This is a genomic window from Actinomadura sp. B10D3 (genome assembly GCF_039871695.1).
GTDB lineage: Bacteria > Actinomycetota > Actinomycetes > Streptosporangiales > Streptosporangiaceae > Spirillospora > Spirillospora madurae.
Genome location: NZ_JBDPLY010000023.1, coordinates 1 through 13,557, shown reverse-complemented (window position 1 = coordinate 13,557; position 13,557 = coordinate 1). Strand labels below are relative to the sequence as shown.

General features: G+C 71.9%; 10 protein-coding genes and 1 pseudogene. 3 read left to right on the top strand and 8 right to left on the bottom strand.

Going from position 1 to position 13,557, the window contains the following annotated elements:
* Positions 1-7: 7 nt before the first annotated feature.
* The 3 genes from ABGB11_RS28845 to ABGB11_RS28835 all read right to left on the bottom strand — a co-directional run bounded on the left by ABGB11_RS28845 (position 8) and on the right by ABGB11_RS28835 (position 4,624).
* Complete coding sequence (locus tag ABGB11_RS28845) at positions 8-1,219, bottom strand: pyridoxal phosphate-dependent aminotransferase (protein WP_347637772.1); 1,212 nt, start codon at positions 1,217-1,219, stop codon at positions 8-10.
* Positions 1,220-1,334: 115 nt separating this feature from the next.
* On the bottom strand, positions 1,335-3,845 hold the full coding sequence (locus ABGB11_RS28840; protein WP_347637770.1) for an FtsX-like permease family protein: 2,511 nt from the start codon (positions 3,843-3,845) through the stop codon (positions 1,335-1,337).
* Positions 3,842-4,624: an ABC transporter ATP-binding protein gene (locus ABGB11_RS28835; RefSeq protein ID WP_347637768.1), complete on the bottom strand. Its 783-nt coding sequence runs from the start codon at positions 4,622-4,624 to the stop codon at positions 3,842-3,844. The genes ABGB11_RS28840 and ABGB11_RS28835 overlap by 4 nt, the downstream gene beginning before the upstream one ends.
* A gap of 201 nt (positions 4,625-4,825) precedes the next feature.
* Here ABGB11_RS28835 and ABGB11_RS28830 point away from each other — a divergent pair, with 201 nt between their 5' ends.
* From ABGB11_RS28830 to ABGB11_RS28820, 3 genes are all read left to right on the top strand, one after another.
* Complete coding sequence (locus ABGB11_RS28830; RefSeq protein WP_347637766.1) at positions 4,826-5,488, top strand: TetR/AcrR family transcriptional regulator; 663 nt, start codon at positions 4,826-4,828, stop codon at positions 5,486-5,488.
* Positions 5,489-5,529: 41 nt separating this feature from the next.
* Entirely contained in the window at positions 5,530-6,519 is a 990-nt protein-coding gene (locus ABGB11_RS28825) for a diiron oxygenase (protein WP_347637764.1), read from the top strand.
* Between the two features lie 124 nt (positions 6,520-6,643).
* Complete coding sequence (locus ABGB11_RS28820; RefSeq protein ID WP_347637762.1) at positions 6,644-7,462, top strand: SDR family oxidoreductase; 819 nt, start codon at positions 6,644-6,646, stop codon at positions 7,460-7,462.
* A 12-nt stretch (positions 7,463-7,474) separates the two neighbouring features.
* On the opposite strand, the gene ABGB11_RS28815 is transcribed toward ABGB11_RS28820, so the two are convergent.
* The 5 genes and pseudogenes from ABGB11_RS28815 to ABGB11_RS28795 form a co-directional block, all read right to left on the bottom strand.
* Complete coding sequence (locus ABGB11_RS28815; protein ID WP_347637760.1) at positions 7,475-8,794, bottom strand: ABC transporter substrate-binding protein; 1,320 nt, start codon at positions 8,792-8,794, stop codon at positions 7,475-7,477.
* Positions 8,775-9,155, bottom strand: a complete 381-nt coding sequence (locus ABGB11_RS28810) for a DUF742 domain-containing protein (protein WP_347637758.1) — start codon at positions 9,153-9,155, stop codon at positions 8,775-8,777. The genes ABGB11_RS28815 and ABGB11_RS28810 overlap by 20 nt, the downstream gene beginning before the upstream one ends.
* Entirely contained in the window at positions 9,155-11,425 is a 2,271-nt protein-coding gene (locus tag ABGB11_RS28805; protein ID WP_347637756.1) for an ATP-binding protein, read from the bottom strand. Before ABGB11_RS28805 ends, ABGB11_RS28810 begins: the two co-directional genes overlap by 1 nt.
* 254 nt (positions 11,426-11,679) lie before the next feature.
* Positions 11,680-13,350, bottom strand: a complete 1,671-nt coding sequence (gene ctaD / locus ABGB11_RS28800) for a cytochrome c oxidase subunit I (protein ID WP_347637754.1) — start codon at positions 13,348-13,350, stop codon at positions 11,680-11,682.
* Between the two features lie 105 nt (positions 13,351-13,455).
* Positions 13,456-13,557, bottom strand: a pseudogene (locus tag ABGB11_RS28795) (IS982 family transposase); the annotation flags it as partial.

Here is a 13,557-nt window from a genome sequence, read left to right as displayed (position 1 = left end):
GCCGGCGTCAGCGGAGGCGGGTGCTGAGGAACTCGCCGATGCGGCCGACGGCGTCCTCCAGGTCGTCGGCGTACTGGAGCGTGACGACGCGGAAGTGGTCGGTGGACGGCCAGTTGAACCCGGTGCCCTGGACGACGAGGAGCTTCTGCTGCTCCAGCAGGTCGAGGGCGAAACGCATGTCGTCCTCGATCGGGTACATCTCCGGGTCCAGGCGCGGGAAGACGTAGAGGGCGCCTTCGGGCTTCACGCAGCTCACGCCCGGCAGGTCGTTCAGCAGCTTCCAGGCGCGGTCGCGCTGCTCGCCGAGGCGTCCGGTCGGCAGGACGAGGTCGTCGATGCTCTGGTGGCCGCCGAGCGCCGCCTGGATGGCGTGCTGGCCGGGGACGTTCGGGCAGAGCCGCATGTTGGCGAGGATGTCGAGGCCCTCGATGTAGGACTCGGCGTGCTCCTTCGGCCCGGACAGCACCACCCATCCCGCCCGGAACCCCGCGACGCGGTAGTTCTTCGACAGGCCGCCGAAGGTGAGGCACAGCAGGTCGGGGGCCAGCGACGCGATCGGCACGTGCTCGGCGCCGTCGTAGAGGATCCGGTCGTAGATCTCGTCGGCGAAGACGATCAGGTTCCGGCGGCGGGCGACCTCGACGATGCGCGACAGCGCCTCGCGCGAGTAGACGGCGCCGGTCGGGTTGTTCGGGTTGATGATGACGAGGGCGCGGGTCCGGTCGCCGATCTTGGACTCGATGTCGTCCAGGCTCGGCTGCCAGCCGTCGTCCTCGTCGCACAGGTAGTGGACGGGCGTGCCGCCGCAGAGCGAGACCGACGCCGTCCACAGCGGGTAGTCGGGGGCCGGGATGAGCACCTCGTCGCCGTCGTTGAGCAGCGCCTGCAGGGTCATCACGATGAGCTCGGAGACGCCGTTGCCGAGGTAGACGTCCTCGACGTCGACGCCCGGGACGCCGTCGTCCTCCAGGCGCTGCACGATGGCGCGGCGGGCGGGCAGGATGCCCTTGGAGTCGCTGTAGCCGTGCGCGTCCGGCAGGTTGCGGATCATGTCCTGGAGGAGTTCGGGCGGGGCCTCGAACCCGAACGGGGCCGGGTTGCCGATGTGCAGCTTGAGGATGTTGTTCCCCTCGGCCTCCAGCTGCTTGGCGCGCTTGAGGACCGGCCCCCGGATGTCGTAACAGACGTTGGTCAGCTTGCCCGACTGGTTGACCTGCATGGACACACCATAACGGGGAGGCGCCCGCGACACGCGCGACAGGCCCGGGCCCCTGTGACCGGGCCTGGACGCGCCCCGTCCCCTCCGCGGGCGGGAGGGAACGGGGACGGACGCGTCACGGCGCGGAGATCGCGGACAGGATCGCCGACCGCGCCGCGCGCCGGGCGGGCCGGATCGCGGCGAGCGCTCCGGCGATCGCGCCGACCACCGCGATGACCGCGAGCTGCACCGCGGGCGGCGCGAACGGGTTGCCGAGCGCGGCGCCGAGGCCCCAGCCGAGGAACACCCCGAGCCCGAGGCCGCCGCCGGTGCCGAACAGCGCCACGATGACCGACTCCCAGCGGACCATCGACCGGATCTGCGGGCGCGTCCCGCCGACCGCGCGGAGCAGGCCGAGCTCGCGGGTCCGCTCGTGGACGGCGAGCGACAGCGTGTTGGCGATGCCGAGCAGCGCGATGACGATGGCGAGGATGAGCATCCCGTAGACGACCGAGATGAAGCCGGCCATGTCCTCGGTCTGGGCGGCGACGAACTCGTCCCGCGACTCGATGTCGGGCGCCCCGTACGGCTTGGCGACGGCCGCCAGGGCCTGGCGGGCGGACGCGACCGACGCGCCGGGCTTCAGTTCGACGAACGCCCTGGTGTCGAGCGGCTGCCTGGTGTGCGCGTTCCATGCGGTGCGCGGGACCAGGTAGTCGCCGGTCAGGTCGGTGTTGTCGTAGACGGCCCCCACGGTGAGCTTCTGCGAGGCGCCGTCCTCGAACGTCACGCCGACCGCGGTGCCGACGCGCCAGCCGTGGTCGTCCGCGGCCTTCTTCGACACGGCGAAGGTGCCGGCGCCGCCGAAGCCTCCCGCGGTGACGTCCAGGTCGAGGACGCGCCGCAGGCTGGACGGGTCGGCCACGCTGACGGTGGACGCGTCGCCCGCGATCCGCATGCTGCCGGTTCCGAGTCCCGCGACGTCGCTCACCTGCGGCAGCTTCGCCGCCTCCTGGACGAGGGACGTGCTGAACCCTCCGGTCTCGTTGCCGCCGGAGTCCACCACGATCGGGCCCTTGAACGAGCCGGCGACGCCGTCCTCCAGCGAGGCCCGCAGCGACCCGATGAACACCGTCATCAGGGTCACGACCCCGACGCCGATCATCAGCGCGGTCGCGGCGCCGGCCGTGCGCGCCGGGCTGCGGGACGCGTTGTCGCGCGCCAGCGTCCCGGGGACGCCGCGCAGCCGCGCCGCGGGACCGCCGATCAGCATCGCGACCGGGCGGGCCGCCACCGGACCGAGCACCACCATCGACACCACGGTCACCACGGCGCCGGCCGCCGCCATCGCCATCTGCTCGGTGACCGCGCCGAACACGACGGTGCCGATCGCGACCGCGGCGAAGACGCCGCCGACGATGACGCGGGTCTCCGACGGCCGGGACGCCTCGGCGGCGGTCTCGCGCAGCGCGGCCAGCGGCGGCGTCCGGGACGCCTTCAGCGCGGGGCCGAGCGCCGCGACCAGGGTGACCAGCAGCCCGACCGGCACCGCGATCATGACCGAGGTGGCCGCGACCGTGAGCCCCTCCATCTCGATCCCGATCCGGAACCGCGTGAACAGCTGCCGGAGCAGCGCCGCGAACCCGATCCCGCCGGCGAGCCCGGCGAGCGTGGCGGCGCCGCCGATCACCAGCGCCTCGAAGCCGACGATGGTGAGGACCTGCCGGCGCCCGGCGCCGAGGGCGCGCAGCAGCGCCGACTCGCGGGTGCGCTGCGCGACCGTGATCGCGAACGTGTTGTGGATGCTGAACGCCGCGACGAGCAGCGCCACCCCGCCGAACGAGGCCAGCACGACCCGGAACACCCGAAGGAAGCCGTTCTGGACGAGGCTCATGCCCTCCTCGACCAGCGCCTCGGTCGTGACGGCCTCCGCCCCGGCGGGCACGACGGGCCTGATGCGGGACGCCAGCTCGTCCTGGCTCACGCCGTCCTCCGCGCGGACGGCGACGCCGGTGATGCGGTCGGTCCCCTTCGCGACGTACCGGCGGGCGCCTTCCAGGGAGAACGCCGTGAACGACGTCTCGCCGAACGCCTCCTCGTCGCCGAACATGCTGACGCCGACGACGGTCACGGGCACCTTCTCCGGTGTGAGCACGGCCGTCCGGTCGCCGACCTTCAGGTCTCCCTCGTCGGCGAACATCTTGTTGATGACGACCTCGTCCGGCGCGCGGGGCGCGCGGCCCTCGGCGAGCCGGTAGGGGTTGAGCTTCGGGTCGGTCATCCAGTTGCCGGCCGTCCGCGGGCCGCGCGACTGGATGGTCGTGCCGTCCTTGGCGAGCAGCTGGCCCGATCCCTCGATGGTCGGCTCGGCGTTCGCGACGCCGTTCACCTTCCGCACCCTGTCCAGGACGGACGCGTCGATCTGCCCGCGCCCGCCCCACGGCGCGTCGCTCACCCTGGTCTCGTTCTGGACGGTCACGTCCGTCCTGCCGTAGGCACTGGAGACGTAGCCGTCGATGCTCGCCGCGAGCGTGTCGCCGAGAACGAGCGTCCCGCTCAGGAAGGTCACTCCCAGGAACACCGCCACCAGGGAGCCGGCCATCCGGCGCTTGCGCCCCCACAGTTCCTTGAAGACGAGCCCGATCATCGGTGGTCCCCCAGCCCTCGCATGCGGTCCAGCACCCGGTCGGGCGTGGGGCCCTCCATGACGTCGACGACGCGGCCGTCGGCGAGGAACACCACCGCGTCGGCGTGCCCGGCGGCGACGGGGTCGTGGGTGACCATCGCGACCGTCTGGCCGAGGTCGTCCACGGCGTCGCGAAGGAGCGCCAGCACCTCGGCGCCGGTGCGCGAGTCGAGGTTGCCGGTCGGCTCGTCCGCGAACACGATCTGCGGGCGGGTGACGAGTGCGCGCGCCAGCGCCACCCGCTGCTGCTGGCCGCCCGACATCTCGGACGGACGGTGCGCCAGCCGGTCCCCCAGTTTGAGGACGCGGACGACGGTGTCCAGCCATTTCTGATCCGGGCTCCTGCCCGCCAGCGTCAGGGGCAGCACGATGTTGTCGTGCGCCGTGAGCGTGGGGAGCAGGTTGAACGCCTGGAACACGAACCCGATCCGCTCCCGCCTGAGCCGGGTCAGGCGGCGGTCCGTCAGGGCGCCGAGTTCCTGGCCGCCGACGTAGACCTTGCCGGACGTCGCGTCGTCCAGCCCCGCGACGCAGTGCATCAGGGTGGACTTGCCGGCGCCGGACGGGCCCATGATCGCGGTGAACCGGCAGGCCGGGAACTCCACGGTGACGTCGTCGAGGGCCCGGACCGCCGTGGTCCCGGTCCCGTACACCTTGGTGAGTCCGACGGTGCGGGCGCCGCCCTCGGTGGCCGCCGCGCCCTCGCCGATCGCTTGCCTTGCCTCTGCTGCGTTTCCCATGCCCGGGATCGTCGTCCCGCGGTCGGGGGTACGTCGTCGGGCCAGGAGAGGCACCCGCCCTGCTCCCCCGGACGCATCGCGGCCCGCCCGGATACGTCCGCTGCGGTACACGGAGATCAATAAGACTCGATGTCCAATTGTGACGGGGGCAACATACATGCAGGCTTGCTTGCTTGTTTCCGCGCTCGTACCGTCGGAGGCGTGTCAGTGAGCAGCCGCCGACGTCATCGGCGCGGTCCGTCCGGCCGCCGGACGCAGGAGGAACGCAGGTCGCGCACGCAGGCCCGCCTCCTGGAGGCCACCATGGAGTGCCTGGTGGACCTCGGCTGGTCCGGGACGTCCACCACGGAGGTGGCGCGGCGGGCCGGTGTGTCGCGCGGGGCGCAGCAGCACCACTACCCGACGAAGATGGTGCTCGTCGCCGCCGCGCTGGAGCACCTGCTGGAGGCGCAGCGCCTGGCGTACGAGACCGCGTTCGCGGTGCTCCCGCCGGAGCGGCGCAACGTGTCGGGCGCGCTCGACCTCCTCTGGGAGGTGTTCCGCGGCCGTCCGGCCAAGGCGCTCACGGAACTGGCCGTGGCGGCCCGCACCGACGACGAGCTGCGGCCCCTGTGCCGCGATCTGAACGAGCGGATCCTCGAGGTGATCCTGGAGACGTTCGAGCGGCTGTTCCCCGACAACACCCTTCCGCCCGACTTCGTCCCGACCATGCTGCGCGGCGTGTTCGCGATGTTCGTCGGCCTCTCGATACAGAACGCGCTGGACGACGACGCCGAGGGCCACCAGGCCGCGGTGCTGCGTCAGGTCAAGGACGTCGCCCAGCTGATCGTCCCCGAGCAGGGCAGACCGGACCCCCAGACCTAGCCGGCCCAGGCCGCCGCACCACCCCCGAGGGAGCGCCTCACATGCCGAAAGCCCCCACCGAACTCGCCGACGAGGTCCGCGAGCAGGTCAAGGACAAGAAGTCGTACCTCGGCGTCATCGACCGCCTGAACAAGGCGTCGGTGGAGAAGCACTGGGAGGCCTACGCCGACATCCCCTGGGACGATCCCGAGTTCGTCGTCGACAAGAACGACCCCCGCTGGGTGCTGCCGCCGTTCGACCGGCTCGGCGAGACCGCCTGGTACCAGGCGCAGCCGCCGGAGACCCAGGCGCAGATCGGGCTGTGGCGCGTCGCCACCGCGATGAAGATCGGCCTGCAGTTCGAGAACCTGCTGAAGCGCGGGCTGCTGAACTACGCCTACCGGCTGCCGAACGGCCGCCCGGAGTTCCGGTACGTCTACCACGAGACGACCGAGGAATGTCATCACGGGATGATGTTCCAGGAGTTCGTGAACCGGACGGAGATGCCGGTCCGCGGCATGCCGCGCTCGCTCAGCTTCGTCGCGCAGGCCGCCCCGTGGATCCCGCTGATCAGCACGGAGATGTTCTTCGTGTTCGTGCTCGGCGGCGAGGACCCGATCGACTACGTCCAGCGCAAGTCCCTCAAGGGCGGGCACATCAAGCACCCGCTCGAAGAGACGATCATGAAGATCCACATCGCGGAGGAGGCCCGGCACATCTCCTTCGCCCGGCACTACCTCAAGCACCGGGTGCCGAACATGAGCCCGCTGCGCCGCCGGCTCCTCGGCGCCGCGACCCCGGTCGTGCTCGGCGTGATGGCGCGGATCATGCTGTCCCCGCCCGGCCCGATGGTGCGGCACTTCGGCATCCCGAAGGACGTCGTCCGCGCGGCCTACAAGAACGAGGCGTCGCAGGCGGAGATCGCCAACTCGGTCGGCAAGATCCGCGACCTGATGGCAGAGCTGGGCGTGATCGACCCGGTGAACCGGCGGGTGTGGAAGGCCTTCGGCATCTGGGACGAGCCGGGACAGCGCCGCTCCGTCGCCGCGTGAGTATCCGGCGCCGAGCGCCACCCCATAGAATCCCGCAATTACACGACAAATCCAATTAGCTGCCGCGGGCCGGGTTCACTCCCCCCCGAGCCCGGTCCCGCGGTTCATCCGAGCGGAGCGCGCAATGAGCATCGCGATCGTGACCGGAGGAGCGTCCGGCATCGGCCGTGCGATCGCCACGTCCCTGGTGGCGCGCGGCGACACCGTCGTGGTGGGCGACATCAACGCCGAGGGCGCCGCCCAGGTGGCCGGCAGGCTGAACACGCTCGGCAAGGGCAAGGCGGTGCCCGCCGCGCTCGACGTCACCGACGCCGGCGCCGTCGCCGCCCTCTACCAGGGCGTCAAGGCCGACAACGGGCGGCTCGACCTGGTGTTCAACAACGCCGGCATCGCCATCGGCGGGCTCGCCGAGGAGCTCACGCTCGACCACTGGAACCGGGCGATCGACATCAACCTCAAGGGCGTCGTGCACGGCGTCCACGCCGCCTACCCGATCATGCTGGAGCAGGGCCGCGGCCACATCGTCAACACCGCCTCGCTCGCCGGGCTCGTCCCGATGCCGATCGGCATCCCCTACACCGCCACCAAGCACGCCGTCGTCGGGCTGTCCCTCGGCCTGCGCGCCGAGGCCGCCGGGCGCGGCGTCAAGGTCAGCGTCGTGTGCCCGAGCTTCGTCGACACCCCGCTGCTGCACAACGTCAACCCGGACCTTCCCGAGACGCCGCTGAGCGGGGACGCCACGGGCGACATCGCGAAGGCGTCCCCGCGCCTCTACACGGCGGAGAGGCTGGCCCGCGACATCATGCGCGGCGTCGCCAGGAACCAGGCCCTCATCGTCGCGCCCGCGCACGGCCGCATCGCCTGGCGCGGCGCCCGCCTCAACCCGGGCGCCGCCGTCCGCGTCGCGCAGCTCGCCGTCGACCGCATCCGCTCCGGTAAGTGACCGGGGCGCGGGTCACCCGGCGCTGTAGCAGGGGCCGTCCAGGCGGTGGGCCTTGGCGGTCGGCCCGGCCGCGAAGTCGGTGATCGGTTTGATGCCGGTGAACTCGTGCTCGTCCGGCCGGCCGATCACCGACTGCCGGAACGCCGAGGCGTCCGGCGAGCCGGCGGAGTTGCCCGCCACGCCGGGCAGGATGCCCTCGTAGTCGACGTGCCGGATCCCGCGGACGGCCGCGAGCAGCCCCTTGCGCGTCAGGTCCTCGGCCTCGACCGCGCGCTCCAGCGCGGCCTTCAGCGGGTAGGACACCACCCACCCGGTGGTGAGTGAGTCGTCCGGCTCGACCCGGCCGAGCGCCTGCCGCATCGCGGTGTGGCCGGGCGAGTCCGCCGCGAACGGCTTCCACGGGGCGACCTGCAGGTAGCGCTCCTTCATCGCGCCGATGGCGGGGTCGCGCAGGAGGCCCTTGGCCCAGGTCGGGTTGTCGCCCATGAACCTCCCCCGGTAGCCGCGCCGGACGGTCGCGCCGATGATGGCCGCCGCGTCCGCGGGGCTGGTGGTCAGGACGACCAGGTCGGGGTCGCGCGCGAGGATGGCGCGCACGGCCTCCTCCTGCGCCGCCGCACTCTTGCCGGGCGCCCCCTGGACGGTCGGCACGTCGATGAAGGACAGGCCGCGCGCCTCGGCGGCGATCCGCGCGCCCGCGGCCGCGTCGTCGCCGTAGTCGCCGGAGTAGTGGACGGCCATCACGCTCTTGGCGCCGAAGTGGTCGGCTCCGTAGTCGACGCCGTTCATCGCCTCGAAGCAGTAGGACGCCCCCGACTCCAGGATGTTGTCCTCGAACTCCCACTTCGACGTCCAGGAGACGGGCAGCGCGATCATCTCGTCCGCGCGGAGGCGGCCGAGGATCGCGTCGGTCGCCGGCGACCCGAGGGTCTGCGCCAGCGCGAGCACCTTGCCCCTGATCTCGTTGTAGGCGCTCACCTGCACCCGCGGGTCGTAGTGGTTGTCGCGGACGTAGGTGACGACGTCGATGTCGTAGGCGCCGATGCCGCCCTGCCGGTTCACGCGGTCCCAGAACGCGCGCTGCACCTTGGTGATCGGGACCCCCATCGCCGTGAACGGCCCGGTGGTCAGGTCGGACAGGGTGCCGAGGTAGATGCAGCCGTGGTCCTTGTTGACCGCGTGCGGGCAGGGCTCCCGGGTCACCCCCGGCGCGTCGGTGGTGAGCAGGCCGTCCGGGGAGGAGCCGCAGCCGGCGGCGCCCAGCGCGGCGAGCAGCGCGGCGCCCGCGAGGAGGGCCTTCATCCGGGTCGGGTCACAGCGCACGGAGACCATCGATCACTTCCTTGAGAAGACGCGGGTCGGCGGTCCCGGTCCGGGACACCGCCGGCATCCGCACGTTCACCAGCCCGCGGTCCAGCAGGTCGCTCAGCAGCACCCGGACGACGCCGACGGGCAGCGCCAGGTCCGCGGCGAGGTCGGCGACCGCCCGCGGCCGGATGCACATTTCGAGGATCCGCTCGTCCTCGGTTCCGAGCGTCCACGGATCCGGCATCGGCACCTCGGCGGTGACGACCACGGCGATGAGGTCGAGGGTCGCGCCGCGCTGCCGGGTGCGGCCCCGGGCGACGGCGAACGGCCGCACGACAGGTCCGGCCTGCTCGTCGACCCACAGGTCGTCGGATTCCCCGGTCATCACTCACCGCCGGGGCCCGGCGGCGGCTGGGGCCCTTCGTCGGCCCTGCCGCGGAGCCAGCCGCTCTGCATCCTCGACAGCAGGCGCCCGGCGGCCTCCGGCGCCCGGTCGCCCCACTCCGCGGGCGGCTCCTGCGGTTCCTCCCGGAGCTGCGGGGCGAGGCTCTGCTGCCGCCGCCGCCTGGGCAGCGCGGGCTCGCCCCCGGCGGCCGGCCCGTCCCCGGCCTCGCTCCGGCCGCTCTCCAGGGCGGGCCGCTCGGCGGCGGGGGGCCCCGGCCGGACGGCGGGCGCCCGCGGGTGCCCGTCCCCGACCGCCTCCGCGGTGCGGGACACGGCGACCAGCGCCCGGTGCTCGCCGGAGCCGTCCGCCTCCCCCGCGTCCGGCGGCTCCACGATCAGCGCGTGCGGGATGAGGACGATCGCGACGACCCCGCCGTAGGACGAGGGCCGCAGCGTCACCGTGATGCCGTGCCGCGCGGCGAGCCGCGCCACGACGAACAGCCCCAGCCGCACCGAGTCGTCGAAGTCGAGCTCGGGGTCGGTGGCGAGCAGGCCGTTCAGCCGCTCCATCTCCTCGCGGGCGAGCCCGAGCCCGCGGTCCTCGACCTCGATCGCGAACCCGTGCGCGGCCTCGCCGCCCGTCACCCGGATCCGGGTGGTCGGCGGGGAGAACACGGCGGCGTTCTCGATCAGCTCGGCGAGCAGGTGGATGGTGTCGGCGACCGCGCGGCCGGACAGCGCGGTCCGCCCCATCGGCACGACCTCGACCCGAGTGTAGTCCGCGACCTCCGACGCCGCCGCGCGCGCCACGTCCATCAGCCGGACCGGGTGCCGCCAGCTCCGCCCGGACGGCCGCCCGGACAGGATGACCAGGCCCTCGGCGTGCCGCCGCATCCGGGTCGCCAGGTGGTCGAGCTCGAAGAGGGCCTCCAGCGCGTCGGGGTCCTCGGTGTCGCGCTCCATGCCTTCGAGCAGGCCGAGCAGCCGCTGCAGCAGGGACTGGTTCCGCCGGGCGAGGGTGACGAACACGTCGTTGAGGCGCTTGTGCGCGGCCGCCTCGCCCGTCGTCGCCCGGACGACGGCCCGGCGCGCCTCGGTGAACGCCGCGTCGATCCTGCCGATCTCGGTCACGGCGAACGACGGCCGCGGCTCGGATTCCTCGTCGGAGACGTCCTCCCCGCGGCGGGCCCGCTCGGTGATCTCCGGGATCCGGTCCCGGGTGAAGGCGGCGACCGCGCCGGCGATGTCGCGGCTCTCCCGGACGAGCCGGTGCCCGGTCCGCACCGCGACGACGATCGCGACCACCACGGCGAGGAGCCCGAGGCCCCCGGCGAGCGTGAGCCGGAGCAGCACGGCGTCCGCCTGCTGCGCGGCCCGCGCGGCGGTGGCGGTGCGGATGCGCGAGGAGAGCCCGGCCAGCTGCGCGTTCACCGACTCCGTCGAGGTGTGCCAGGCCCCCACGTCGACCGGCGGGCGGCCGTCGGTCGGGCCGGACTGGACGAGCCGGGTCTCCAGCCGGCGGAACAGCGTGAACTCCGGCCCGGCGATGATCGCCTCGTAGCGCCGGCGGTCGGCGTCCGCCAGGGCCCCGGCCGAGTCGCCGTAGAGGAACTCGCGCGTCCCGGACAGCTCCACCAGCCGCCGGTGCTCGTCCTCGGTCAGCCTGCCCGCGGCCAGCGCGCCGGTGATGAGCGCGTCCTCGCGCGTCAGGTTCTCCCTCGCGCGCTCCAGGGTGCCGAGGACGCGGGTGTCGCGGACGATGCGCTCGTCGGGGGAGCGGGTCTCGTCGTAGATCTCCGCCGCGAGGTCGATGAAGGCGGTGTAGCGGCCGAGGGCCTGCGCGCGGTTGATCAGCCGCCGGTCGACCGAGTCTCGGACCGACCCCAGCTCGCCCAGGGAGGCGGCCAGGTCCACCATCCGCCGCCGGGTCTCCGGCCGGGCCGCGCCGCGGACGGAGGGGTCCGCCGCCGACCGGCGGAACGCCGCCCTCGCGCGGTCCGTCATCGCCCGCTGGGCGTCGAAGCCGGACCGGCCGATCGTGGAGTCGTCGCCGAGGTAGGACAGCGACATCCGCCGCTCGTCCTGCAGCGCGCCGATCATCGCGTCGGTCGGCCGGATGACCTTGTCGGTGAACGTCCGGGACCGCGTCTGCCGCAGGGTGTCGCCGAGCGTGGTGCCCGCGGCGAACACCCACAGCACGACCAGCGCGGTGATCGGCGGGACGAGCAGGATGACGATCCTGGTCCTGACCGATCGTGCTCGCCGGGTCATCACGCCTCCCCAGTGCCGGCGCCGCCCTCGTCCACGGCGATCCGTGCGCCGCCACTGTGACACAGGTCACCGCGGCGTGGCGCTGAAAGTAGCGCACGCACCGACGAAACACTCGCCTGATTTGTCTCACCAGTGCAGATTGTTGCCTTTGCGTTATGGCAACCGGGCAGGTCAATGGCCCGATCCGGCCAATGGCTCACCGGACGGAGGAATGCCGCGACCACGGCGAGGACCACCTCCGGGCCGCGCGGCCCCTAGCCGCCGGACTCGCTCCGCCCCACCGCCGGCCGGCTCCCCTCAAGCTTCGGATGGTGCAGGTCGAAGGCGGGACGCTCGGAGCGGATCTGCGGGATCGAGGTGAAGTTGTGCCTCGGGGGCGGGCTGGACGTCGCCCATTCCAGGGAATTGCCGTAACCCCACGGATCGTCCGCCTCGACCGGGGCCGTGTGGCGCGCCGTCCGATACACGTTGTACATGAAGAACAGCGTGGAGACGCCGAGCAGGAACGCGCCCGCGCTGGAGACCCGGTTGAGCGTGGTGAACTCGGCCGGATAGTCGGCATACCGGCGCGGCATCCCTTCCGCGCCGAGCCAGTGCTGGACGAGGAACGTCGTGTGGAAACCGATGAACAGCGTCCAGAAATGGACCTTGCCCCAGCCCTCGTGGAGCAGCTTCCCGGTCATCTTCGGCCACCAGAAGTAGAAGCCGGCGAACATCGCGAAGACGACCGTCCCGAAGACGACGTAGTGGAAGTGCGCGACGACGAAGTAGGAGTCGTGGACGTGGAAGTCCAGCGGCGGCGAGGCCAGGATGACGCCGGTCAGACCGCCGAACAGGAACGTCACGAGGAAGCCGATGGAGAACAGCATCGGCGCCTCGAAGGTGAGGTTGCCCCGCCACATCGTCCCGACCCAGTTGAAGAACTTCACCCCGGTCGGCACCGCGATGAGGAACGACATGAAGGAGAAGAACGGCAGCAGGACCCGGCCGGTGGCGAACATGTGGTGCGCCCACACCGCCATCGACAGGCCCGCGATCACCATGGTGGCGCCGACCATCCCGAAGTAGCCGAAGAGCGGCTTGCGGCTGAAGACGGGGATGACCTCGGTGACGATGCCGAAGAACGGCAGCGCGATGATGTAGACCTCGGGATGGCCGAAGAACCAGAACAGGTGCTGCCACAGCAGCGCTCCCCCGGTGGCCGCGTCGTAGATGTGCGCGCCGAGCCTGCGGTCGGCCTCCAGCGCGAGCAGCGCGGCGGCGAGCACGGGGAACGCCATCAGCACGAGCAGGCTGGTCAGGAACACGTTCCAGGTGAAGATCGGCATCCGGAACATCGTCATGCCCGGGGCGCGCATCCCGATGATCGTGGTGATGAAGTTGACGCCGCCGAGGATCGTCCCGAAGCCGGACAGCACCAGCCCCATGATCCACATGTCGCCGCCGACGCCCGGGGTGCGCATCGCGCTGCTCAGGGGCGTGTACCCCGTCCAGCCGAAGCTCGCGGCGCCGCCCGGGGAGACGAACGAGGCGAACAGGATCAGCCCGCCGAACAGGAACAGCCAGTAGCTCAGCATGTTCATCCGAGGGAACGCCACGTCCGGCGCCCCGATCTGCAGCGGCATGACCACATTGGCGAACCCGACGAACAGCGGGGTCGCGAACATCAGCAGCATGATCGTGCCGTGCATGGTGAACATCTGGTTGTACTGCTCGTTGCTGACCAGCTGAAGGCCCGGCTCGGCCAGCTCACCGCGGATCACCATGGCCATCAGGCCGGCCAGGAGGAAGAACGCGAACGACGTGATCAGGTACATGTACCCGATCACCTTGTGGTCGGTGGTGGTCAGCCAGGACACGAACACCGAGCCCCGGGGCCGCCGCTCGGGAGCGGCCTCGGGGAGCTTACGGCCGAGAAGGACCATGCCGGGCTCCCTGCAGACGGGCGATGTTCCCACTATTCGCTCCGGTCACCTGGCACGCAAGAGACCTCCCGGTGAGCGCGCCTAGACGAGTGATTCCGAACACGGTCAGTGGTCATAGGCGGTCAGTGATCGGGTGACGGGTTGGCCGGTGCGGTGGTTGTGCCAGATTGCGGCGGCCATGGCCAGGATCCGCTGGGCGACGCGCAC

Bases quoted from the DNA above. Each gene is read 5' to 3' on its own strand.
- ABGB11_RS28845 (WP_347637772.1), bottom strand. From the start codon at position 1,219: ATGCAGGTCAACCAGTCGGGCAAGCTGACCAACGTCTGTTACGACATC.
- ABGB11_RS28840 (WP_347637770.1), bottom strand. From the start codon at position 3,845: ATGATCGGGCTCGTCTTCAAGGAACTGTGGGGGCGCAAGCGCCGGATG.
- ABGB11_RS28835 (WP_347637768.1), bottom strand. From the start codon at position 4,624: ATGGGAAACGCAGCAGAGGCAAGGCAAGCGATCGGCGAGGGCGCGGCG.
- ABGB11_RS28825 (WP_347637764.1), top strand. From the start codon at position 5,530: ATGCCGAAAGCCCCCACCGAACTCGCCGACGAGGTCCGCGAGCAGGTC.
- ABGB11_RS28820 (WP_347637762.1), top strand. From the start codon at position 6,644: ATGAGCATCGCGATCGTGACCGGAGGAGCGTCCGGCATCGGCCGTGCG.
- ABGB11_RS28815 (WP_347637760.1), bottom strand. From the start codon at position 8,794: ATGGTCTCCGTGCGCTGTGACCCGACCCGGATGAAGGCCCTCCTCGCG.
- ABGB11_RS28810 (WP_347637758.1), bottom strand. From the start codon at position 9,155: ATGACCGGGGAATCCGACGACCTGTGGGTCGACGAGCAGGCCGGACCT.
- ABGB11_RS28805 (WP_347637756.1), bottom strand. From the start codon at position 11,425: ATGACCCGGCGAGCACGATCGGTCAGGACCAGGATCGTCATCCTGCTC.
- ctaD (WP_347637754.1), bottom strand. From the start codon at position 13,350: ATGGTCCTTCTCGGCCGTAAGCTCCCCGAGGCCGCTCCCGAGCGGCGG.